Source organism: Pedobacter sp. L105 (assembly GCF_009765875.1).
Classification (GTDB): Bacteria; Bacteroidota; Bacteroidia; order Sphingobacteriales; family Sphingobacteriaceae; genus Pedobacter.
This window is the reverse complement of sequence record NZ_LMUP01000001.1, coordinates 172,807-196,774: the sequence shown is the minus strand read 5'-3', so window position 1 is coordinate 196,774 and position 23,968 is coordinate 172,807. Positions and strand designations below refer to the sequence as shown.

Genomic DNA, 23,968 nt, shown 5'->3' with positions numbered 1-23,968 from the left:
ATAACCTGTAATCACCGAAGCAACCCTAATAGCGATTACAGGTTATTGTATACTCCTTATCTTTTTAATAGGCCAAAACGTAAAAATTACAGACATTAAGGCCGCTAGTGTACCTGACAGTGCAGCCACTACTTTTCCGTTAAAACTATAATTTTCAGGTAAACTGAGATGAAGGCAGAGCATCGTTGACAGTATAACCAGCAAAGTACTTAACCCGTTTATAGTTGCCATTTTGAAGATGAACTTGTTTTTTGTAAAATGATCCGGCAGCATAAAGTTTATCCCGCCCTGTTCAGAAAGGGCGATCGTCTTTTTTAAAATATCAAAAGTAATGATAAAGGGCAACAATAAAGCCATGGGCAATAAGAAGCGCGCAAGGCAGTACTCCCCCTTAAACAAATGAACTGCATTCGGATCTTTAAAACTAAAATAGGGAATACAGGTATTGAAGAATACATTGGGAACACAGTAAGACAGTAAATTCTTCCGGATAAACCGTTTCCAGATCTGGTGATGATAACAATCATCTCCCCCCTCTAGTTCTTCCATAACAATTCGAGTGCTTTATCTTTTATGGCACAGGCCTCCTGGCTATCCAGGAAAGCGCTATTGGAACAAAACGCAAAATCCATCTCCCCTTTAAAAGTGCTGACAATCAAAGTAGTTGGATTTCTCCAGGGAAAAGCTACTGTTGGGCTATAAATGGTTTCCACTTCAAAAGAATCATACTGTTCTGCAATGCACATTTTACCCATATTGGAAAGTGTAACATCGTGGCTTCCATTGGTAGATCTTAAATGTTTTATCATGCTGTCCACTGAAGAATGGAAATATTCACCCATCAGCAGCAATTCTTGCGCATTGATGGCTGCTATCTTAGTATGAAGTTCTTCTTTTAGTTTTACTGCTTTTTTCAAATAACTCACATTTTTATCCTTACCCACAGACAGTTCAGCAATAGGGGCAAAAGCAAACATCATATCATCTTTTATCTCAGGCACAAATTTTCTGATGTCTACCGGACAAATCACCTTGCCATGTGCTTTCTCACCCTTCACATATTGAAAAGCCTCCAGAAATACGGCACATAAAACGGTATGCACCGTAGCGCCTGATGCCTTGCTGGCAGCCACGAGTCCGGCTGTTTTTTCAGCGTCCAGTTTCCATTGGAGGAGATAACTATTTCCTGGCGGAAAATCATTCTTTGTTGATTTCAACAGAAAAAACAGCCTGGCAAAAACAGAGAATAACCTGGCTTTAACAATCTTTTTCAGGTTACCTGAATAGGTCTGTGATATCAGTTCATCTATAGAATTAAAAGGTGGATAAGCCATCAGTTCTTTTTCAGGATGATCCAGTAAAAGCAGCAGCTCGCTCATTAAAGCTACCATTGTTGTTCCGTCACAAACACAATGCGGACAGATGAGCAGTAATTCTGAAACACCTTTCCCTTTTAGCCAAACTACTCTGGCCAGCGGCTGATGCTTTTGGTCGAATAATTTTACCCATTCCATTTTGGAATGTACTTTCCAATCCTCATCACCATACCTTTCCACTACACGAACCGGAATTTCTGAAATTGCATTACCGGAAACAAAAAAAGGTATTCCCTTTTCATCCTCCTTAATTGATGTACGCAGTAGAGGATGTTTTTGCTGTATTTTCGCTAATGCATTCCCCAGTCTTTCCGCTGACAGATCGCCCTTTAGTTTAACCGTAAACACACAATTCAGAGGAGTTGAAGAATCAATATACATGAGTCGTTCTCCAATAATCATTTTTCTCTTCATATGGATATAGGTTAGGATTTAGTGAATATGGTGATGATGTGTATCAATTCTTTTTGAATAGCCAGCGCTTCCTGATAAGGAAGAAATCCCTCGCTTCCTATAAAAGTAAAATCAAGCTGCCCGCGGTAAGTTGAAGTCAGTAAAGTAGTAGTGTTACCTAAGGGGCCAATCACGGATGGGCTATACAGGGTTTCTACTTCAAAAGAATGGTATTGATAAGGGATATCTATTTTACCCAGATTGGAAAACATACAGTCATTACTTGATTTTCCATATTTCAAAAAGTTGTTAAAATCAGTAAGGGATGCATGAGATTTTTCCATTACCATAATGGTTTCATATGGGTTCAGCTTTGCTGTTTTTTTGGAAATATCTTCCTGCATTTTCCGGGCATCGTTCAGCAGGTCCAGCTTTTCATCAGCAGATACCACCAGCATTAAACCAAAGGCAAAAATGTTATCTTTTTTAATTTCCGGCGTGAACTTCCGGATGTCTACCGGACAAGAGATCTTGTTGTGAAACTTTTCTTTTCTGACTTTTTTAAAAGCATTTAAAACAGCCACGCATAACGCTGTATTTACGGTGATCCCTTCAGATTTGCAAGTCGCGATCAACTGTCCGCTCAACTCTTTGTCTAGTTTCCAATGGATCAGGTAATCCTTTTTTCTATCTATTAGTCTTTTCTGAAGGGGAATTAACCACAAAACCAGCGTCGCGAAGCTGCCGATTAATTTTGCTTTTACCAGCTTCTTTTTGTTCTTTAGAATAGATGGAGGTATAATATCCTCTATCTTAAGAATTGGATTTTCTTTTCCAATATCAACCTGACCGTTATCCAAAAGAACCAATAAATCAGCCAGTATGGACATTAACACTCCCCCGTCACACAAACAGTGATGTGAAACCAGCAGCAATTCTGAAAAACTGTCCCCCTTGATCCATACCAGCCTGACCAAAGGCCCTTTACTACTATTAAATAAAATGTACCACTCTTTTACCGATTCCCGCTCCCAGTCGTCATTACCCTCTCTGATGATGATTCTAACCGGGATATAACTGAAGGTTTTCGGATGCACAACAAACCAGGGCCTGCCCTCTTCATCATTTTCAATACCCGCATTAAGCAGGGGATATTTTTCCTGTATTTTATCCAATGCATAATACAGGTTTTCCGCAGGAAAACTTCCATTGATCTTAACGGGGATGACTACATTAAAAGGAGTTTCCCCATTACCATAAAGCATTCTTTCTGCAAAGAGTAGTTTTCTTTTCATTCCAATATAATTGATTTTTAGCTGTGATGAAGCTTGCATGAGCTTGTTCATTGTTTTTAGAAATCAGTTGGAATAGATTCCATAGCTATAAATTCTTCCAGCAATTGCACCGCCTTTTCATTTCCCCCTGCATGGATAAATGTTTCTTTTATCCTTAAAGCCGCAGATCTGTACGACGGATTTTCTAACAGTTCAAAGACCGCTTTTTTCAGGTCTTCAATCCGTAATCTCTTATAGCGTATTTTGATACCGCAGCCTGCATCTTCAATTAATTTCGCAGTATGAAAATGATCATAGGCTATAGGCGTAATCAGCATCGGCAAACCATTGATAAACGTATCGTTAACGGTATTAAAACCTCCATGGCAAATCACCACATCCATTTTTGGCATTAACTCTGCTTGTGGAACAAAGCTGCTCACGATGAAATTATCCGGCCATTGTTCAAAAATATCAGGTGATGTAGCAGCGATAATAGTTAAGGGTGCATTTGCAAATGCTTCCACTAATTTTTGAAAAAAAGCAGCCCTGATATCTACCAGCAATGTGCCCAGTGAAACAAAAACTTTAGGAAATTCCGATCTTTCTAACCTTTCCCAGTCGAAAGCTGCCTGATTGGGCCTGCCTTTAACCGGGCCAACAAATTTCATATGTGGCAGAGGCGCTTTAATACCTGCAAACTCCTGAGAAGTAAAAACAAGATTCAGTTGATGGGAGTGAATAACGATATCATCGGTATATACGCCAAATTCCTGTTGCAGTCCTTTGATCAGTTTTTCCTGCCACTCAAATATTTTAGGGGCACTGTTAGCGGTATCACCCATTACATCAGGAGGTACAGGCGTAGTCGTTACACAGGGTATCCCTTTGATATGGGCACATAAAGCCCCGGCAAATGAAATACAATCATTAACAATCACATCGGGTTTCCAGTAATCCACAAACTTGCCCAATCCTTCCATCATGATCCTGGCTATAGGAACATAAGTTTCTTCCAGGGCTAGTTTCATCACTTCAGGTCCGGAACAGGCGGGGCCATCATCCTGGCGTTTCAGTATACGCTGCAACTCTTCCTGGTGTTCGACCAGGTCTTCCTCCGGATAGATAAATTCTCCTCCCGGGGGAATATGATGTGCCGCGAGAGGTGTAACTCCCAGCCATTTCACTTCATGTCCCCTGCTTATTAAACTGGCTCCGATACTTAAAGTAGGGCTGATATGCCCAAAAAAAGGAGGCACGACAAATAAAAATTTTGACATAGTAATTAAGTATTGAATATTACAGCGGGTTGATTTAACGTTAATTGTACCAATAGATCAGCAGCAGCAGCTGTTCCCCCAGCAGCTACAAAAGACACTTTTAACTGCTCTGCAGCTTGTTTAAAAGCGGGATTAACTAAAACTTCGTCAACAGCTTCTTTTAAATGTTTAGCTTTAAAACGATTGAAATTTAGCCGGAGCCCGGCACCTGTACGTACAACCCTTCCGGCTACGTGCGACTGATCATATGCAATGGGAATAACAACCAGAGGCAGTCCGTTACTTAGGGTTTCACTTACGGTGTTATGTCCCCCATGGCATATCACAGCATCTAAATGAGGTAGTAAATCTAATTGCGGTACATTCTGCTGTACAATAAAATTGGCAGGCCAATGATCAAACAGTAAAGGATCGGAGACAACAACTACAGTATAAGGTCCGTCGCCAAAGGCTTCTATAACTCTGGTAAAAAAACTTTTTTTATGCTCATGGTTAAAGGTGGTGCCTATACTTACCAATAATTTGTGCTTTCCCTTCATATGTTCAAATCTGTCCCAGTCAAAGGAAGAGTTACCTTTCCTTTTGTGGACCACCGGCCCAACAAAGCGGTATTGATCCGGCAGTTCCATCTCTCCAAAAAATGCTCCGGATGTAAGCACCAAAGTAAGCAGCTCTGAACAGGCAATGGATTTTCCACTAATAATGCCCAGCTCCTGCTGCAGTGCCACAATTTGGTTCTGCTCCCACTCATGAACCTTTGGCAGTTCATCCATTACCTTAATTGCAGCAGGTGCCGTAACCGAAGTTGCATAAGGAATATTCTGGTGAACCGCTGCAATGGCACCAGCTACCAGCTGATGATCCGTAATGATCAGGTCGGGCTTAAATTGATCCAGCCACCAGACAATACCTTTATAGCTGTGCCTGTTCAGCGGGATCAATACATCTTCATACAAAAACTTGATGCTGTCTATACCATAAACTATCTTTTTGGTAATTATATCAAGGTATAACTCACTTTCCTGTTTTTCCAGATCGTTTGCTGCATACTGGATCAGCAGCAACTGTCCCCCTTGCGGAAGTCTTTCAGCTAAAGAACTATCCAGACTAATCCATGCAACCTCATGCCCCTGCTGTAATAACACAGCACCAATGCTCAGTGTAGGATTAACATGTCCCGTTAGGGGTGGAACAATAAATGCAAATTTTGCCATTGATCATCAATTTTAATTTCTAAAAAATGTTTCCAGCCTGTTCGCAATGCTGGCAGGCTCCTGTATCGGGATGTTATGATCTCCGTTAATTGCTATCATCTCTGCCCTCTCTATTCTGTCTTTTAGTTTTTTTCCAGCAGAAAGACAGTTTGAATCCTTGCCGTACAAAAGCAAGGTATCCCTGGGGATCTGATCAATTTCAGGGGTGTTGAAAAAATCCCTTTCCAGCAGCATATCATTTTTTATACTGGTTTCATGAAAAAGGTACTCATACATACGGTGGTTACGTTCCATCTGCCGTTTACCCATTTTCATTTTAGTAGTATCAGTAAAGTTCTCTACGTAGTGCTCCAGAAATTCCCTGCTGTAGTCATCTATGATGTCCCTTGTTTTATCGTCGTTGGGATCAGGCGCTTCAATAACAGCAAGCTTTTTAATTTTCTCAGGAAAACGCGCCGCCATCTTTAAAGAGATCAGCCCTCCGAAACTATAACCCGCAAGATGTACAGCAGAAAGATCAAGGTGATCCAGCAGTCCTGAAAGGTCATCAGTCATACTATTCAGATCGTAACCGCTGGCTATCCTTTCACTTCTGCCGTGACTTTTCAGATCATACATAACCACATGAAAATGTCTGGCTAAAATTGGCGCGATATGGAAATAGTAAACTGAAAGGTTGCTGAACATACCATGAACCAACAGAACCGTTTCTGGTGCATCCATATTCATCTGCTGAATATGAACGTTTCTGTTGTTCACCTCAACTACTGGCATTCCTCAATGAAATTGACGATCATACCCAGGTTAAGACTGATCAGCTGATCGATGTCCATACCAGACAGCCACCCCGTAAAATCTATCTTTTCCCCAAAATGTATTTTTATTTTTTCTGAAAAGGAAACGATCTCAATGCTATCCATTTCCAGGTCTTTGGTGAAAGAGCTTTCCAGCGTAATATCCATTTCTTCCACAAATTCTTCACCTATCACTTCCGTAATAAATTGTTTCATCAGATCAAAGATCTCGTTGCTGTTCAGTTTTGCTGCAGATACTACTGTGTCCATCCTATTATATAATTTTTATGTTTAATTGTTTTGATAAAAATGTCATTGATCTTCAGGTCTTCACCTTTGATTTCGTTGATGACGTAAGCCTTTGGATTTCCCTGTAATCCTTTGCCCAGGTATTTGCCATAAGCTTCTTTTGCCACCCAGAACCGGGTTGCCCATTCGGCTTTCTCCTTATCGGCCAGCAAAACCAGTTCGCCTGCAGAAAAAACCAGGTCGTAAAACCCTTCACTCCTGTCTTCTATACACTCAATATCAATACCTACAGGTTGATCATATTGAGCAATACCTACTGCATCTGTTCCCTTATGCGCAATAGAAATCTCTATTCCATTGGTCATACTGCCAAACAGATAGGGTCTGTGAACTTCATCCGATCTGATTTCAAAAGAAATCGGATAATAAGCCTCCTGTTTCGTATTAACCAGCAGATTCCTCACCGCATCTTTAACTGCCACCCGGCTAATCATCCATTCTTTTCTTTTATTGGGCAATAACGACTGGCAGTATTGTTTCTCGTCCTGGTTGAAGTAACGTTTCAGGATAAAATCCCATGAAACCATTCGGTTATAAGCATTATGAAATAGAAAAACACCAGGGGCGATTTCTTCCGACAAGCGGTTATGCAAAGGCGACATGGATACTTTCCATAAGGGTTCATCAATTTCAAGCCGCCTGTTTTGCCAGCCTTTCACTATAGCCCAAACTTCCTCCCCACGCCTTAGAATAAAATCTGCAGTAGCAAATTCTTCATTCAGCTCAGTTAGCACACAGGTGCATTCAAAACTTCCTTTCTGGTCGGTTAATCCGTTAAAAAACTCAATCTCCTGTATTTTTACAGGAAAAGCAATACGGTCCTTTGTTAAGGTAAGCTGTAACCATAAACCAAATAACTGCCCTGCGTTATCTAATAAAGAACCTTTACCTGCACCGCCTTCAATAATCCCTGTGATCCCTTTTTCGCCTACGGTAACCAGTTTTTTTATCCCCTGATATCCCGGGCCATGAAACATGTGTCCTTCATAGATCTGTGCCGTAGTCCTGTCTATCGGAAGAAGATGGCCTATATCAAAATGTGGTACCGATGCTATTATTTTTTCTTTTGACAAGAGTACTTCTGCTTCTGCAAAACGATCAAGTTTAAGCGCCGCCAGCTGCTGCTCCTTCCATTCTCCCACAACAGTTTCCCTGAACGGCCGGGCAACATTCATCCATTGGAAAACTTTAATGTTCATGATCTTCTGCACATGTTCCCCGGGTGCCTGTTCAGCAGCAATTTCTCCAAACAGCTCAAATATCATGGTCATTGGAATTACCGGGTCCATATCATCTACACAGGGCCATCCTTTGGGCTGTCTGAGTAAAGAATGGTCAATCAGATAAGGTGAATTTTCCAGTGAAATATCAAGTTTTTTGACAAAGGGAATCCTTACAGGAGAAAAAGCAGGCGGCGAAGCGCTTCGCTCCATCCTGTTTTGAAACAGCTCCAGTAATTCCGATTGTATATCGATCATTACTTCTACGTTGTCAGTAAAGGCCTGCATCAAGGGATGCACCATATCCTGCAGCACTGCTTCTTTAGCATAAACCGGCTGTTTAACTGCAAGCTTTCTTAGGTTCGGGAAATCGCTGATTAATGGAAGGCCCAGCTGCAGCGGTATAGCTTTGCCGGCTGTACCAATTTTTCCATATCCCATAAATTTCAGATCAATGTTTTTGCCTTCTGCAAACAAAGCTGCTGCTACACGCTGCAGCTGTGAAATACCAGAACGCAGGGAAACATTGGAAGATACTGTACTAAAACTTTTCCCGCGTAAAGTGTCATCAATAAAACCTGTTAAACCACCAGATCCAACCTGAATAAACACTCTTGCACCTTCCGCATACAGTCGCTCGGTTAATTCACGAAACCGCACAGGCTGGATCAGGTGTTCTACACTTAACTGCCTGATCGCTTCAAAACCTTCGGGATAGTGCTCCAGAGTAGTCGCCGACCATAAAGGGAAAGCCGTTCTCTTAAATTGCATATGCTGCATTCCTTCCAGCATAACATCCAGTTTATCTGCTACAAAAGGAGAATGAAAACCCGACTGAAAAGGCAGTATCTGATGAAAGATCTGTTTAGCTTTCAAAAGGGGCACCAGTTTATCCAATGCTGCATTGCTTCCACAGAGGATCACCTGCTGCGGGCAATTATCGTTGGAAAGATAAAGCTCTTCTATAGTTGCCATTATAGGTTGCAGCAAATCAATACCGCAGCCTATAGCGATAAACCTGGAATCCTTTAGTTCAAAAGTTTCCGGGTTCAGATAATGGAGCAGTTCCATTACAGATGACTCTTCAGCGAGGCCGGAAGACCTTGCTGCAAGCCATTCCCCCAGACTATGCCCGGCATTCATATCCGGCAAAATGCCCAATTGTTTAAGGGCAGTATCCAGCACGCTGCTCTTATTTAATATTTTCAGCGCCTCGTTCAGTAAACCTTCTGCTTTAACTGTATTTCCCTGTGGGATGTTAAAATGTGAAGCTACGCTGCTTACCTCGCCCCCGGCCAGTCCGTCAAAACCAGGAAACACAAAAGCTATTTTACCGCCCTTGCTGAGCAACGGGTCATTGGTATACCAGATGTCTTGCTTATTTCGCCAGGGCATGTTCCTGGTTGCAATTTTAAGCGCCTTTTTTATTCTTTCCGGTGTTGGATCAAATACAGCAATACGAAACTGACCAGCTCCGGGTTGATTGTCATTTTCTTCCAGTGCATGCAGCAGGGCTTCATGACTGTCCCTTGCCAGCAGCAACACTTTATCTCTTTTCACCACCGCAGGTTCGGCCTTTCCGGCAGCATAGCCTTCCAACACCACATGGGCATTGATACCTCCAAATCCAAAAGCATTTACGCCGGCAAGCCTGGGTAAGCCGGAAGCCTCCCAGTCGCGGGCTTCCTGAACGGCCGTAAACCGGGTATATTTCAATTGAGCTAAAGGCGAATCGCAATGTAATGTCGGCGGGATGATACCATGATACAATGCCAATGCTGTTTTAATCAGACCTGCAATTCCCGATGCCGGCATCGCATGCCCGATATTGGATTTTACGGTTCCTATACCTGCATCCGGAAGGGTTTCATCATGACCAAAAAACTGTTTTAACGTCTCTATCTCCGTCTGATCACCTAATGGGGTTCCCGTCCCGTGTGCTTCAATATAACCAATGTCTTTAAAGGCTACACCTGCATTTTCCCATGCCTGGCCCATAGCTTTAAGCTGTCCTTTTACAGAAGGGCTCATCACACTGGTACCACTGCCATCACTGCTCACACCAATACCTTTCAGTACTGCATAAATCTTATCACCGCCTGCAATTGCATCTTCCAGTCGTTTTAACACCACAAATCCGCAGCCTTCCCCTATCAGCAGCCCATCAGCTCCTTCGTCAAAAGGACTGATCTTCCCTTTTTTAGATAGTGCTCCCAGCTGGGTAAAAATACTCCAGAAAGCTGCGTTCTGCCCTACATGTACTCCTCCGGCAATCACCATATCACAGCGGTTACTGTTAAGCTCCTGCATGGCATGGTCAACCGCAATCAGCGAACTTGCACAGGCTGCATCAAGTGTATAAGCTACTCCGCCCAGGTTAAGCCGGTTGGCTACCAGTGAAGCAACCAGATTAGGGATCAGGCCCATGGCCGTATCAGGCCCAAAGCGGCCCTTACGCAGCTGAAATTCCTTTTTTACTTTTTCAATTTCTTCGTCTCCCAGGTGTGGCAGTAAGTCTTTCAGCACATTTACAATCTGCTCACCGGTCCTGACAATTTCAATGGCACGCGTAGCACCCGGACCGGCATAATTACCCTTACCTATAATGATACCCGTTTTTTCGAGTGATCTCTTTTTTTCAAACACCCCGGCATCTTCCAGTGCCCGATGTACCAGGCTCAGCGTTAGCAAATGGTCTGGTTCAGTTCCTTCAACCGCCACCGGCAGTATCCCAAAATCAGATGCTTTAAATTCAAAATCAGGAATAAATCCACCGCGGTTACAGTAAAAACGGTCTACACCGGATGATCCCTGGTCAAAATGAACCGGGTCAATTCTGTTCTCGGGAACCCTCTGCGTAGAATCTACTTTGTTAATGATATTTTGCCAGAATGTTTCCACATCTATTGCCCCCGGGAATGTGCACGACATCCCGATGATAGCTACATCTCCTCTTTTCATGGCTACCAGTTTTTTCCTGCCATGATCAGAATCTGGCTTTCAGTTCCGTATTTCAGCTCATTCAGAAAAATCTCCATCCCATCCTTCAGCGGGATCAGAGAAATTCCCCTCCGTTCATATTCCTTTTCTAAAGTTGCAGACACCATTCCGGCTCCTTTCCATGGTCCCCAGTTAATTGCCATAACCTTTCCCTTGATCTTTTGCTTTAAAGCCCATGCATACCTGTCCATCACACTGTTTGCAGCAGCATAATCTGTTTGTCCGCGGTTGCCATAAACCGAAGCAATACTCGAAAAGAAGATCACAAACTGTGTTTCTGGTCTCAGCTGCTCCGCCAGCACCCTCAAAGGAGTTACTTTAGTGTCAAAAACCCTTTTAAAAGACTCTAAACTTTTATCATGAAACAGTTTATCTTCCAGTAAACCCGCTCCATGTACTACACCATCTATCCTTCCATAGGCTGTATAAACATGATGAATAAAACCGCTGAGCGCCTCTTCATCACGCAGATCAAGAGAATTATAAGAAACAACAGATCCGCTCTCCTCCAATAAATTGATGGTTTCCAGCACCTGGTTATTTTTATAGATCCTTGATGTTTCCTGTTCTATTTCCAGGGGTTTCTTCAGAATTTGCTGTTTAATCAGGAAAGTCCTGATCTCCTCTTTTGTTTTCAGGGATGCATACTGATCAAGTCCATTGGTCCTTGGATCAGAAGAACGTCCCACCAGGATATACCTGCAGGGATAATCTTTGGCAAAATGAACCATAAGGTTTGCCGTAATACCCTGTGCACCACCCAATACCAGTACTACTGCTTCTTTATCCAGCTGAATATGGGAATCCCCTGAAGTATCGTCCAATGGAGAAGGAACGAGTTCCACCGTATGACGCATCTTTTCATGATAAATCACTTCAGAGGGCCGATCAGGATTTAATAGCTCACTTAAGGTGATAGCAGCGATATCTTCCTCCGGTAACTTTGTTGTCAGGCTTACTATCCTGCATTTTGTGTTTTCATATTCTTTATCCAGGCTTTTAAATAATCCCGAATAACCCTGAAAATGTCTCAGCAGGGTAATATCTGCCTCCTCGCCTACATGCCCTTTCGTATCCGAGATAAAATAAACCCATTTCATCTCTTCAAAATCCAGCTGTTTGATCATAGCGATATAATCTATGATCGTACTCTTAACAGCAGAGTTAAACATGTTGAGAATGATCAACCCCTGATATCCTTTAAGATGGTCACCGGCAGTTACCAGATCTACAATTGCACCATGTTCCTCCAGCAAACATTTAACCGCAGCAGACTGTAATCCACCATCATCAGTCACGGCGAAACGCAAACCCTTGAGTTCCGTAGTTCCTTTATGCAGCAAAGCTGAAGGAATAAGTTCAAAACGAAGTCTCGATAATTTATCATTCTCATTGGCATGTAAAGCACTCTCTTCAATGATCTTTTTTGCTTCGGTAACCGGTTCAAAACTTTCAGATTCTATTTCGCAAATCAGGTTGACCAGGCCATTCAGTGTTTTAATAGCGGCCAGTTTTTCCATCAGGTCATCCCCTCTGTCTTCCTGCTGACCAAATCCTATCTTCATCTTCAAATCCCCGATGATCTCCATCCGTTTAATAGAATCAATACTGAGGTCGGCTTCCAGATCCAAATCCATTCCCAGCATCTCCTGTGGGTAGCCGGTTTTTTCACTCACTACGTGCAGTAGGGCTGATTTGATCACCGACAGAGTGATCTTTATTTCAGTTTTATTTACAGCAACTTCGGCAGGGGTGGCAACAACAGTGCTGCCTGATCCTGTATGTTCACTGATCCAGCCTACCAGGCCACTTAACGTTTTAATACCGGCAAGCTGTTCCATAAATGTATCTTCATTTTGTTCAGCCTGCCCAAAACCGCCAAGCTCTGTACGTAAGGTCCCGATAATTTCCATCCGCTTAATCGAGTCGATGCTCAAATCAGCTTCCAGATCCATTTCCATACCCAGCATTTCCTTCGGATAACCGGTTTTATCACTTACAATCTGCATCAATACTAACTTAACATCTAGCTGGGTTGCTGCGGGTTTAACCACTGCCTGCTGGCTAACGGCACTTACAAGTATGGCTGGTTCAGTTTTAGGAGAACGATAGACCTCCACTACGGGAGATGGCTGAAAAGCCACAGCGTTTTGAAGCGGAAGGATATCTCCCAAAAACCGCAGCATCACTTCTTTTTGTGACTGGATCATCAGCTTCATCGTACTCAGATACTCCTGCATCAGTAGTTCTGCCTGATTGCCCGATTGATGAACAGCAACAGAAGATACTTGTCTGTGTTTCATCTGTAAAGGCTGCACAATAGGCAATGCCCCATATGCGGGCAGTTTTCCTTTAAATGGAACGGCATGCTGTCCGTTTACAATCCAGACAGCAGGACTTTTCTGGTACAGCCCCGGTTCATCCAGATTTAATAATTTGCAACTACGGCCTTCAAAAAGCTTTTCCAGCTTCACATCACGGCCTGTAGCCATATATCCTGCAATGGTACAGAGCAAATGTGTAATCTTACTACGCCCGTTATCTTCTATATGCAGCAGCAGCTCATCCTGCCCAATGCTGGCCTTGGTGAGTGTTGTTAATACTTTACCCGGGCCAACCTCTATAAAAATCCTGGCACCATCTGCATACATCTGCTGCACCTGCTGGGCAAATTTCACCGGTTTAACCAGATGATCTGCTAATCTTTCTTTTACTGATGCCGCTGCAATGGGATAAACCGAAGCCGTGGTATTCGACCAAACCGGCAGTTTCAAATCGTTAAAGGTAACCTCATTCAGCACGGATTGATAAAGCGCTTTTGATTTGGCTACCAGCGGGCTATGAAAAGCACAGGCTACTTCCAGCGGCCTGAAGGAAACCTTAGCCGTTTTAAGTAGCTCGCTAAACTGTTTAATAGCAGGACTAGTACCTGCAAGCACCTGCTGAGCAGGAGAATTATGGTTAACCAGGTAAATATCATCCCATCCGGCTATCAGATTAACAATATCTTCTTCCTGAGCATTCACAGCGATCATAGCGCCTGTATCTCCTCCTTCTACGGAATCTAATATAGCCTTTGCCCTTCTTTCACTTAAAGAAACCAGCTGATCATCTTTAAAAGCACCAGCAAAACACAAAGCGGGCAGCTCTCCATAACTATGCCCTGCCACCATATCGGGCTCAATCCCTAAATCTTTTAGAAAGCTGGCCATTGCCAGGTCTACCATTCCCAAAACAGGCTGCGCAACACGCGTATCTTTGATCCTTTCTTTCTGGGCTTTTAAGGTAACTTCATCAAATGCTGCATTTGGAAAAAGGATCTGTTCATAGGCCCTGTTTTCCTTTAATAACTTACGCATGGCGGGGAAGATCACAAAAAGATCCCTGCCCATATTAATCCGCTGACTGCCCTGTCCGGGAAACATAAACGCAACTTTACCATCTCTTTTTTTGGTCAGATAAGTATCCTTACTTTCCACACCAGACAGTGCCAGATCAATTTTCATACTGAGATCTTCAGCGCTATCCGCCACAATGCTTAGCTGTACAGACTCTGTAGTGCCTGTAGCCAAACTGAAAGCAATATCTTTCAGGTCTACCTGATCATTCTCTTCCAGCAGTGTCTTTACCCTGCCTAACTTTGTTTTAGCATCCTCATAAGAATTGCCTCTAAAAACGAACAACTCTGAGGGCCATGATTTCAGTACAGTATCCTGACTGGCAACAGCATGGCCACTTTCAATTACGGCGTGGAAATTTGTTCCGCCAAAACCAAAAGCGCTTACTCCAGCGCGTCGTTTTTCATCCATCCATAAGCCTGCTTCTGTATTAAAAGCAAAAGGACTTTTCTCTGGTTCATAATAACTATTAGGGGTTTTCAGATTGATGGTTGGAGGTTTTACACCATGATAAACAGCTAAAGCCGCTTTGATCAAACCTGCCAGACCAGCTGCACATTTCGTATGTCCGATCTGCGTTTTTACCGAACCTAAATGCGTTTGGTTCACAATAGCACCGGATTGATTTAGCATATCAGTTAAAGCACTCAGTTCGGTTCTGTCGCCCACTACCGTACCGGTACCATGCGCTTCCACAAGACCTAATACAGATGGGGACATACCCGCCTGCTCATAGGCACGTTCAAGGGCTTTTACCTGGCCCGACTTCCGCGGAGCGGTTAAACCCAAACTTTTGCCATCACTGGAACCGCCAATCCCCTGGATAACAGCATAAACAGTATCCCCATCCCTTATCGCATCTTCGTGTCTTTTCAATACGATCATGGCAACACCTTCACCTAAAGCGATGCCATCAGCTTCAGCATCAAAAGTGGCACACCTTCCTTTACGGGACAATGCATGCGTGCTGGAAAACATCAGGTAATCGTTGATGCCATTGTGCAGATCTGCCCCTCCGGCAATCACCATATCTGATTTTTCTAAAAATAATTCCTGACAGGCCAGGTCCACCGCAGCCAAAGATGATGCACAGGCTGCATCTACAGTATAATTTCTTCCGCCCAGGTTTAACCGGTTAGTGATACGTCCGGAGGTTACATTTGCCAAAATCCCCGGGAAAGAATCCTCTGTCATTTTAGGCAGGGCTTCATCAAGCTCGGCAGGCATCTCGCCAAATACCTGTTTAAAAAAGCACCTGAAACCATAACTGTTGGCCAGATCGTTTCCTCCTTCTGCCCCAATAATAACTGAAACGTTCTCTGCATTAAAATTCCCATCCTGGTAACCAGCATTTCCCAAAGCCTGCTTGGCTACCATTAAGCTTAGCAGCTGTGTTGGCTCAATGGCCGCCAGGGATTGTGGCGGAATCCCATATTCAAGCGGGTCAAAATCAATTTTAGGGATAAAACCTCCCCACTTGGAATGAGACATATCTCCTGCGGTGGATGCGGGATCGTAATACAGATCTTTATTCCAGCGTTCATCAGGAACCTCCGTAACAGCATCCTTTCCCAGAACGATATTACGCCAGTATTCTTCTATATTTTTTGCTCCCGGAAAAACACAGGCCATGCCTACAATAGCTACGTCAAGCGATTTTTCCATTCCCTCAGGAGGCGCAGATAATATCGCTTCCTGAATGTGAGTGTAATTCTCAACGGATACATTATGGTGCAGATCAGCCATGGACACCACTTTATCACACAGGGATGCAACCTGGCCGATCATATACATCCCCAAATGCAACTGCTCCTGTTCATCTATGCTGATCAGCTGATCTCCCCTGCGTTCAATACCTTTTGCCGCAATGCGAAGCCGCCCTACGTTCAGCGTTTCCAATTCCGCCCAGATCGCTTTCTTCTCCATTCCTTTTTCCTGCAGCTTCTTTTTTTCTGCGTTAAAGAATGCTGCAAAAGGCGAATTCAGACACCGCGTTTCGTGGCCTGGTGCCGTTTCCAGTAAAACTGTATCCTGAGAAGAAATGGCCTGCTCCTGGAACCCTGCCTGAATAGCCCCCGTGACTACTGCCTCTTTGGTATACAGATATGAAGTGCCCATCAATACACCTATTTTCACTCCTTTGGCTGCCAGTGGAGCAGCCATTACTGCAATAAATGAAGCCGACAAAGCATCGTGAATACCACCGGCAAAAAACACACTGATCTCCCCAGGATGATCTTCCAGTAGCAAACGTTCAATTTGCTTCTCCCAAAGTACCATACTGGACAAGGGACCCACGTGACCGCCGCATTCCCTGCCTTCAAACACAAACCTTCTGGCTCCTTCTTTTAAAAACATATCCAGTAAAGAAACCGATGGCACATGAAGAAAAGTCTTAATGCCCAGTTTTTCCAGAGGTTTAGCCTGTGAAGGCCTGCCACCTGCAATTAAAACCACAGGAGGTTTTGCCGCTTTAATATATTCCAGCTGCTCATCGCGCAACTCCTGAGGGGCAAAACCCAGTATGCCAATACCCCAGGTTTTATTGCCTGTCAGTTCTTTGGTTTCCCTGATTAATTCCTGCGCACGCTCGCCTTTTAATAAAGACAGTGCAATAAAAGGCAAAGCACCTGCTTCAGCAACAGCATTTGCAAATGGGGCAACGTCACTTACCCTTGTCATCGGTCCCTGCGCAATCGGATAAGTAATGTTCAGATCTTTCGCCAGCGCATTTCCCGAACTGATGATATTTAAATGTTTGGCTTGTTTAAGATGACCGTAAATAGCCTCATGCATACCAAAGATAAGCTGACCCAACTTTTTAAACCTGATAACCAGGTCTGTTGATAGGGCAATATCCTGTCCCAATGGTAGATAACTTTTTTCCAGGTCAAAGTCTATATAATAGTTTTCCAGTTCCTTTTCAGTGATCTGGTCTGGCAATACAGGAGAATTTGGCCTCACCAGCACACGGTTGTTGCTAAATAATCTGGTTTCATTGCCGCTTAGCTTTTCACATATCTGTTTAATAGGTAGAGGCGCATTGCATTCAGGAAACAATACCAACTGACTATCTAGCACCACCCCCTTTGCTCCTAATGCTACCAGTGCTGCTGCAGTATGTAAACCTACCCCTCCCTGTACATAAACATCAATTCCTTTTACCTCTTTAAGAATACGCTGAAATAGTACATAAGAAGACTCATATCCAACTTTCCCGGCTCCTTCATTACCTTTTATAATAATACCATCAGCCCCCTCATCCCTGGCTTTAATAGCTTCATCCAGGTGATGTACCTGATAAAAAACTTTTACGTGTTCTTTTTTGATCAGCTGCATACCAAATGGCAGAATAACCAGCGTTACCTGCTCTGGTAAAAGAATATCTGCACAATGATCTGATACCAGGCAAATACCAAATTCCTGAATGTTTTTCTGAGATAACAGCTGAAGGGCATCAGCAGCGGCAGCTTTATCTCTTCCCAGATGGAGTACAGGAAAGGCTTTCGCACTGGATAAACTGAGCACAAGATTCGCATCTGGCTTTTCAAACGGAGTAATTCCGAAAATTAAAGGAGTTTTCATGGTGTTGAGAGATAATCTGGGTTCAACTTTTAGTTATTTCAAATTAAATAGGCCATAGTATTATATAAAAACAATAGATAAATGTTACAACTAGCAATTATTTTATAATAAAATGATAATTATACATAAATATATAAATTAATGATTAAATACTACAAATCAAATCAGATGGTTAAATGAGGTTATAATTTCTTTTTAGCAAAAATATTATTTAAAACACTGAACAAAGCATGATTTAAATAATGAACAAAAAGAACAAATTAATAATTTAATAATAAACGGGGTTTTTAAACCCAATTATTTAATAAAATGTTAACATTAACCTTAGATTAAACTCAAACCATTAAACAGAACATTCATCAGGCGATGAAATTGTTCACTTTTCCATAAATAACGAATTTTACAATTAAATGTCATTTACGGTATATAAAAGCAGTTTTTCAAATAAAATATCAGAAATAGATAAAAAAAGGAATGATATATCGTTCATAACCTCCTTATATTAAAGAGACTGAACAAATCCCAGCACTTTAACAAAAAAATGAACAGCAATATTCCAGATTTGAGTGCTCAGTTTTTAAAAGGAGATATTTTTAGCCAGAACAGCTATAATAAGACAGCAAATAATAACAATAAGCCAGCAAAAACAAAGCTGCAATACTGGCTTATCCAATAAAAAATTAGATTTAAACAATCTCTATAAAAAATCACTTCTAAAAACTAGGTAGAAGCCTTATCAAAATTAAGCATCCACTCCACACCAAATTTGTCGGTAAACATACCAAATATCGCTCCCCAAAACTGTTCCTTTAGTGGATGCCCTATCGTTCCGCCTGCGGATAACTTTGTGAAAAAAGTATTGATCTCTTCCTCACTGCTGCATTGTAAAGCAAGAGAATATCCGTTGCCCCTAATAAAATCACCCGGCATTAGCCTATCTGAGGCCATAATAATAATTGAATTACTGGCTAAATGGGCATGCATAATTTTGTCTTCCATCCCCGCAGCACATTCTGCCTCCAAAGGAGAACCTTCTACTTTATTCAGGATCAATTCACCGCCAAGACAGTCTTGATAAAAGTTCATTGCTTCAGCGCAATTGCCATCAAAAATGAGATAAACATTAATTTGTGTCATATACTTCTGGTTTAAGTTTGCTAATCAAATGATATTCAATCTAAAAGATCTTTAATCCATATCCATTAACACCTAATGAATAGTAGAATATTGAGTTTGCAGCTGATAGTTTCCGGGAGTTTTACCAGCTATCTTTTTAAAAACTTTAATAAAATAATTGACATCACTAAAGCCCAGTTCATAACTTACCGCAGCAATTTTTGCTGCCGGGTTACTGAGCAACTGCTTAGCCTTAGTAATCTTCTCCGATAAAATAAAATCATTAGGGCTAATTCCCAATTCCCTTTTAAACAAGCGGTAAAAGGTTGCCTTACTCATACAGGCCTTACCGCTCAATAGATCAACGCTGATCTTTTCACTTAAATTTTCCCGGATATAATTAAGAACAAAGGCCAGGGGGTTATGATTGGTGCTGCTATCACTTGTCAGGGATTTTAAATTCTGCTTTTGCATTATCCGCACCAGTAACTCCTTTAGGGTAAGGTCGGCAAATATATCTTTCATTTTTGAATCCCCGGAACAGATTCTTATCACCTTATCCATCAGATGAGCTACTTCCTCGTTGTTATAAAAATGGTAATCATCAAAAGTTAAACGCCATTGATTTGTTGTGTCTTCCTTCGGAAAAAATTCATTCAGGTAACTGATGGTTTTATTGATCTGATCGTGATCTATGGCCAGCGCAATACATTGTGTAGGATTTTCTGCGGTAGCTTCCGGAAAATCTATTTTCATGGTAAGCGCAGGAGGAACAATTACTGTTTGTCCCGGAAAATAATCGAATCCATCTTTATCAAACAGATGCATCACCTTCTTACCCCTCAGCATACTGGTGATCACAAAATCATTAAACTTCAGCGGAACTTTATAAGATTGTGAATAGGTTTCAAAAACATTCAATTCACAGCTTTTAAGAGTATAAAAGGTCCTGTTTTCTACCAACGTTTGTAAACACTCGGGTTTACTCAGGCTCAGGGCATCTAAGGTGTGCTGCATATCCGGAATATAATTTGGTTAGAATATAACGTCTTATTCAAATATAAGGTATTTCTCTAAGTATGAGCAACTGCAACAATAATACTATTAAATGAAACAATTATGCTATCTCCATACCTGCCATTACGATTAGGTTTGTATAAACCAAATAGTAAAAACATGGAAAATTTAGTTGAAAGACCTGTATTTAAAGCACAATACGACAACTTTATTGGCGGTAAGTTTGTCCCTCCTGTAAAAGGGGTATATTTTGATAACATCTCCCCAATAGATGGAAAAGTATTTACCAAAGCTGCAAGGTCTGGCAAAGAAGATGTAGAACTTGCCCTTGACGCAGCACACGAAGCTTTTAAAACCTGGAACAAAAGCTCTCCCACTTACAGAAGTAATATCCTGTTAAAAATTGCCCAGAGAATAGAAGACAACCTGGAATATCTCGCTGCTGTAGAAACCATAGATAATGGTAAAGCAATCAGGGAATGCCTGGCCGCCGACCTACCATTGGTGGTAGACCACTTCAGATATTTCGCCGGAGTAATCAGGGGCGACGAAGGTGCAATTGCCGAACACGATGAACATACAGTAAGCATTGTTTTGCATGAACCGATCGGTGTTGTGGCACAGATCATTCCCTGGAATTTCCCTTTACTAATGGCCACCTGGAAAATAGCCCCCGCACTGGCTGCCGGATGCTGCACTGTAGTTAAACCTGCCGAACAAACTCCTGTTTCCATTATCATCCTGATGGAATTGATTGGCGATCTGCTGCCTCCGGGCGTATTAAATATAGTGAACGGATTTGGAATTGAGGTAGGAAAACCACTGGCAACCTCTTCCCGCATTTCCAAAGTTGCCTTTACCGGAAGCACTACCTCTGGCCGCCTGATCATGCAGTATGCCGCAGAAAATATCATTCCTTCTACGATGGAGCTGGGTGGCAAATCTCCGAATATATTCTTTGCTTCCGTAGCCGATCACGATGACGAATTCTTTGACAAAGCTGTAGAAGGCGCTGTGATGTTCGCCTTAAATCAGGGAGAGGTTTGTACCTGCCCTTCCAGGTTATTGATTCAGGAAAGTATTTATGATAAATTCATCGCCAAAGTCATTGAACGTACCAACGCCATAAAAACACTGGATCCTTTAGATAAAACCAGTATGATGGGTGCCCAGACTTCCAATGAACAATACCAGAAAATTCTTTCTTACTTAAAAATAGGAAAAGAAGAAGGAGCTGAAGTCCTTGCCGGCGGAGAAGCGAATCATCTCGCAGGCGAACTGGGGACAGGATATTACATTGAGCCTACCATTTTAAAAGGGCACAATAAAATGCGCATTTTCCAGGAAGAGATCTTTGGACCGGTAGTGTGTGTAACCACCTTCAAAACCGTTGAAGAGGCTATAGAAATTGCAAATGATACTTTATATGGACTAGGAGCCGGTGTCTGGACACGTGATGCCCATGAATTATATCAGGTACCAAGAGCTATACAGGCAGGACGTGTTTGGGTAAACCAGTATCATAGCTATCCGGCACATGCGCCATTCGGCGGATACAAAAAATCAGGTTTCGGCAGGGAAAACCATAAAATGATGCTTGATCATTACCGCAGCACCAAAAACATGCTGATATCCTATGATAAAAATAAATTAGGATTCTTTTAATCTCTTTGGGGCATCATGTAAAATGGTGCCCTTTTTAATTGATATTAAGTTTAATCACTAAACTGGTCTATTATGGCAACCAAAAGAATACTCGCTACAGAAAAAGCAAAACAAGTGATCGCAAGGTTAAAAGAGGAATACGGAGAACTGATGTTCCACCAAAGCGGTGGCTGCTGCGAAGGCTCCTATCCCCATTGCTTTGAGAAAGGCGGATTTTTGGTAGGCTCTAATGATGTCTGCATCGGAGAAATTGAAGATTGTAAATTTTATATGGCAGGAGACCAGTTTGAATATTGGAAACATACACAGATCACACTCGACGCCATGGAAGGCAGAGCGGCTAGTTTTTCACTGGAATCTGTACTCGATGTAGGCTTTTTTATAGATTCAAGATTGTTTACAGAAGATGAATTAAAAGACCTTGAACCTTTAGGTGAATCAGTTTAACATGAATTGACCTATTGATCATCCAATTCGGTATTTTTGTAAAAATTATACAGGAATGGATCACAACGACAAAGAAAAATCGTTTTTAAGAGCAGTCAGACTATTTAATATCAATGAAACTGAATGCGCATTTGAAACCGGAAAAATAACTACACAAATCAAAATCGCTGTTGACTATTTCTTTTGCCAAACCAAGGTTGATCCTTATGAAGAAGTAGCACACCCCGCTCCGCGCAGACAATATGTAATTACTTTAAAAGGTAAACTGAGATTCAAAGTAAGTGACGGAACAACCTTCATCCTGGAACCTGGTATCATCCTGATTGCTGAAGATACAACCGGTGCCGGTCATACCTGGGAGATCCTGGATGGTGATCAGTGGGAACGCATTTATATTCCCCTTGCTCTAGAAAGCGATAATCATTTTATAACTGACAGAATTTAACCCCAAATCACTTTTTCGATCTCAGATATTGAACCAGTGCGTTTAAGTCTTCCTTGCTCAGCATACCCCCATAGGCAGGCATATCGGTACCACCATTCACAATTTGCAGACTGAGCTGCTGTTCATCCCATGAGCGCCCGATAACTGACAGATCTGGTCCTTTAACCCCTCCGCTTCCATTGATCCGGTGACAATACTGGCACCCTTTTTTATAAAATAAAATTGCTCCTTTTTGAATAACGGGATTTTTAGCAGGCGAAACTGCGTAAACAGCTTTTGTTTTAAAATCGGGCGACCATGGTGATTTTAACCCAAGATACAGCAGGCTTCCCACAAAGATAACCACACATACCACCCCAAAAACAGCCCATGGCCTGCGAACAGGACTTCGTTCGCCATAATTAGAGATAAACGGTAAGGATAATAAACCGATCACCGACAATACCGGGCCTATAAATATCACATAGGATTCTATCTTTGGGGGCATTAAGGCAAACAGGGAAAATATGGGCAGCATGTACCAGTCCGGACTAGGATTGGTGGTTATAATAGAAGGATCTGGTTGCTGGGTAAGCTCCGGCGGACCAAAAACAATAGCCAATCCAATGATACAAATGATTACCAGAGAACCAAACAAAGCATCCCGCCACGCCGCATTTGGCCAAAACGGAACCCCTTCACGTTTAAGCATATCCTGATACCACTTCCGGTATGTTTTAGGATCTACCGGCCGGTCGGCCTCAGGAGGTTCGGAAATACCATTTCTGAAAACCAGGAACAGATGGAAACCTACAAATACGAACAGCATTGCAGGGATAATAAACACGTGGTAAGAAAAGAAACGGCTTAATGTTTGTCCGCCAATCGTATCTCCCCCCAGTAAAATCCTTGCCAGGTATTTTCCTACCAAAGGAACCCTGCCCATCTGTTCTGCCGCTACCACAGATGACCATACGCCATTCGAATCCCAGCGTAATAACTGCCCGGTAAAGCCCATCCCAATGGTTAAAAACAACAGTAACACCCCACTGATCCAGCTCATTTCCCTTGGATATTTATAGGAAGCCGTGATATATACCCTGATCATATGTATACCTGCAAACAAAATCATTCCTGAAGCACCAAAATAATGGATACCCCGTAAAATTCTACCCAAAGGTGCCTGATGGGTAATAAACTGGAGCGACTGATAAGCGTTTTCTGATGACGGCTGATACAAAAGACTTAATCCTATTCCCGTCACTACCTGGAGGATCAGGCAAAATAAGGTAGCACTGCCAAAAACATAACTCCACTTACTGCCCGGTGGCACAGGATGTTTAATTAATGGCATAAAAGTTTCGGAGATTCCGCTTCTGTCATCTATCCAATTCCATATTTGCCTTAGTTTATTCATATCAATTGCGCTTATTTTCAGAGATTCTTTATTTGATCA

General features: G+C 42.3%; 16 protein-coding genes. 4 read left to right on the top strand and 12 right to left on the bottom strand.

Annotated features, from left to right (window positions below; all coding sequences use genetic code 11):
• Positions 1–42: 42 nt before the first annotated feature.
• Genes GSQ84_RS00925 through GSQ84_RS00885 form a run of 9 tightly spaced genes read right to left on the bottom strand, consistent with a single transcriptional unit; the run spans position 43 to position 17,843 of the window.
• The gene (locus GSQ84_RS00925) at positions 43–549 is read right to left on the bottom strand and encodes a hypothetical protein (protein WP_158795367.1); all 507 of its coding nucleotides are present in this window, start codon (positions 547–549) and stop codon (positions 43–45) included.
• Complete coding sequence (locus GSQ84_RS00920; RefSeq protein WP_158795366.1) at positions 537–1,790, bottom strand: condensation domain-containing protein; 1,254 nt, start codon at positions 1,788–1,790, stop codon at positions 537–539. Before GSQ84_RS00920 ends, GSQ84_RS00925 begins: the two co-directional genes overlap by 13 nt.
• Positions 1,791–1,801: 11 nt before the next feature.
• Complete coding sequence (locus GSQ84_RS00915; RefSeq protein WP_158795365.1) at positions 1,802–3,064, bottom strand: hypothetical protein; 1,263 nt, start codon at positions 3,062–3,064, stop codon at positions 1,802–1,804.
• A gap of 56 nt (positions 3,065–3,120) precedes the next feature.
• A complete protein-coding gene (locus tag GSQ84_RS00910) occupies positions 3,121–4,323 on the bottom strand; it encodes a glycosyltransferase (RefSeq protein WP_158795364.1) in 1,203 nt (400 codons plus the stop codon).
• Between the two features lie 5 nt (positions 4,324–4,328).
• Entirely contained in the window at positions 4,329–5,537 is a 1,209-nt protein-coding gene (locus GSQ84_RS00905) for a glycosyltransferase (protein ID WP_158795363.1), read from the bottom strand.
• A 12-nt stretch (positions 5,538–5,549) separates the two neighbouring features.
• The gene (locus GSQ84_RS00900; RefSeq protein WP_158795362.1) at positions 5,550–6,311 is read right to left on the bottom strand and encodes an alpha/beta fold hydrolase; all 762 of its coding nucleotides are present in this window, start codon (positions 6,309–6,311) and stop codon (positions 5,550–5,552) included.
• A complete protein-coding gene (locus tag GSQ84_RS00895) occupies positions 6,302–6,601 on the bottom strand; it encodes an acyl carrier protein (RefSeq protein WP_158795361.1) in 300 nt (99 codons plus the stop codon). The genes GSQ84_RS00900 and GSQ84_RS00895 overlap by 10 nt, the downstream gene beginning before the upstream one ends.
• Positions 6,589–10,821, bottom strand: coding sequence for a type I polyketide synthase (locus GSQ84_RS00890; RefSeq protein WP_158795360.1), 4,233 nt, complete (start codon positions 10,819–10,821; stop codon positions 6,589–6,591). Before GSQ84_RS00890 ends, GSQ84_RS00895 begins: the two co-directional genes overlap by 13 nt.
• A gap of 2 nt (positions 10,822–10,823) precedes the next feature.
• On the bottom strand, positions 10,824–17,843 hold the full coding sequence (locus GSQ84_RS00885) for a type I polyketide synthase (RefSeq protein WP_158795359.1): 7,020 nt from the start codon (positions 17,841–17,843) through the stop codon (positions 10,824–10,826).
• A gap of 541 nt (positions 17,844–18,384) precedes the next feature.
• On the opposite strand from GSQ84_RS00885, the gene GSQ84_RS28175 reads away from it, so the two are divergent.
• Positions 18,385–18,519, top strand: coding sequence for a hypothetical protein (locus tag GSQ84_RS28175; protein WP_256377518.1), 135 nt, complete (start codon positions 18,385–18,387; stop codon positions 18,517–18,519).
• 44 nt (positions 18,520–18,563) lie between these two features.
• On the opposite strand, the gene GSQ84_RS00880 is transcribed toward GSQ84_RS28175, so the two are convergent.
• Positions 18,564–18,980, bottom strand: a complete 417-nt coding sequence (locus tag GSQ84_RS00880; RefSeq protein WP_158795358.1) for a VOC family protein — start codon at positions 18,978–18,980, stop codon at positions 18,564–18,566.
• Between the two features lie 72 nt (positions 18,981–19,052).
• Positions 19,053–19,976, bottom strand: coding sequence for an AraC family transcriptional regulator (locus GSQ84_RS00875; protein WP_158795357.1), 924 nt, complete (start codon positions 19,974–19,976; stop codon positions 19,053–19,055).
• Between the two features lie 159 nt (positions 19,977–20,135).
• On the opposite strand from GSQ84_RS00875, the gene GSQ84_RS00870 reads away from it, so the two are divergent.
• The 3 genes from GSQ84_RS00870 (at position 20,136) to GSQ84_RS00860 (ending at position 22,533) form a co-directional block, all read left to right on the top strand.
• On the top strand, positions 20,136–21,641 hold the full coding sequence (locus tag GSQ84_RS00870) for an aldehyde dehydrogenase family protein (RefSeq protein WP_158795356.1): 1,506 nt from the start codon (positions 20,136–20,138) through the stop codon (positions 21,639–21,641).
• A 72-nt stretch (positions 21,642–21,713) separates the two neighbouring features.
• Complete coding sequence (locus tag GSQ84_RS00865; protein ID WP_158795355.1) at positions 21,714–22,088, top strand: DUF779 domain-containing protein; 375 nt, start codon at positions 21,714–21,716, stop codon at positions 22,086–22,088.
• A gap of 55 nt (positions 22,089–22,143) precedes the next feature.
• The gene (locus tag GSQ84_RS00860; RefSeq protein WP_158795354.1) at positions 22,144–22,533 is read left to right on the top strand and encodes a hypothetical protein; all 390 of its coding nucleotides are present in this window, start codon (positions 22,144–22,146) and stop codon (positions 22,531–22,533) included.
• A 7-nt stretch (positions 22,534–22,540) separates the two neighbouring features.
• Here GSQ84_RS00860 and GSQ84_RS00855 read toward each other — a convergent pair whose 3' ends face one another.
• Positions 22,541–23,929, bottom strand: a complete 1,389-nt coding sequence (locus GSQ84_RS00855) for a cytochrome b N-terminal domain-containing protein (protein WP_158795353.1) — start codon at positions 23,927–23,929, stop codon at positions 22,541–22,543.
• Between the last annotated feature and the right edge of the window lie 39 nt (positions 23,930–23,968).

Excerpts from the sequence above, each read along its gene's own strand:
- GSQ84_RS00860 (WP_158795354.1), top strand. The coding sequence starts at position 22,144 with ATGGATCACAACGACAAAGAAAAATCGTTTTTAAGAGCAGTCAGACTA.
- GSQ84_RS00910 (WP_158795364.1), bottom strand. The coding sequence starts at position 4,323 with ATGTCAAAATTTTTATTTGTCGTGCCTCCTTTTTTTGGGCATATCAGC.
- GSQ84_RS28175 (WP_256377518.1), top strand. The coding sequence starts at position 18,385 with ATGAACAGCAATATTCCAGATTTGAGTGCTCAGTTTTTAAAAGGAGAT.
- GSQ84_RS00925 (WP_158795367.1), bottom strand. The coding sequence starts at position 549 with ATGGAAGAACTAGAGGGGGGAGATGATTGTTATCATCACCAGATCTGG.
- GSQ84_RS00895 (WP_158795361.1), bottom strand. The coding sequence starts at position 6,601 with ATGGACACAGTAGTATCTGCAGCAAAACTGAACAGCAACGAGATCTTT.
- GSQ84_RS00870 (WP_158795356.1), top strand. The coding sequence starts at position 20,136 with ATGGAAAATTTAGTTGAAAGACCTGTATTTAAAGCACAATACGACAAC.
- GSQ84_RS00905 (WP_158795363.1), bottom strand. The coding sequence starts at position 5,537 with ATGGCAAAATTTGCATTTATTGTTCCACCCCTAACGGGACATGTTAAT.
- GSQ84_RS00865 (WP_158795355.1), top strand. The coding sequence starts at position 21,714 with ATGGCAACCAAAAGAATACTCGCTACAGAAAAAGCAAAACAAGTGATC.
- GSQ84_RS00915 (WP_158795365.1), bottom strand. The coding sequence starts at position 3,064 with ATGAAAAGAAAACTACTCTTTGCAGAAAGAATGCTTTATGGTAATGGG.
- GSQ84_RS00900 (WP_158795362.1), bottom strand. The coding sequence starts at position 6,311 with ATGCCAGTAGTTGAGGTGAACAACAGAAACGTTCATATTCAGCAGATG.
- GSQ84_RS00855 (WP_158795353.1), bottom strand. The coding sequence starts at position 23,929 with ATGAATAAACTAAGGCAAATATGGAATTGGATAGATGACAGAAGCGGA.
- GSQ84_RS00875 (WP_158795357.1), bottom strand. The coding sequence starts at position 19,976 with ATGCAGCACACCTTAGATGCCCTGAGCCTGAGTAAACCCGAGTGTTTA.
- GSQ84_RS00890 (WP_158795360.1), bottom strand. The coding sequence starts at position 10,821 with ATGAAAAGAGGAGATGTAGCTATCATCGGGATGTCGTGCACATTCCCG.
- GSQ84_RS00885 (WP_158795359.1), bottom strand. The coding sequence starts at position 17,843 with ATGAAAACTCCTTTAATTTTCGGAATTACTCCGTTTGAAAAGCCAGAT.
- GSQ84_RS00880 (WP_158795358.1), bottom strand. The coding sequence starts at position 18,980 with ATGACACAAATTAATGTTTATCTCATTTTTGATGGCAATTGCGCTGAA.
- GSQ84_RS00920 (WP_158795366.1), bottom strand. The coding sequence starts at position 1,790 with ATGAAGAGAAAAATGATTATTGGAGAACGACTCATGTATATTGATTCT.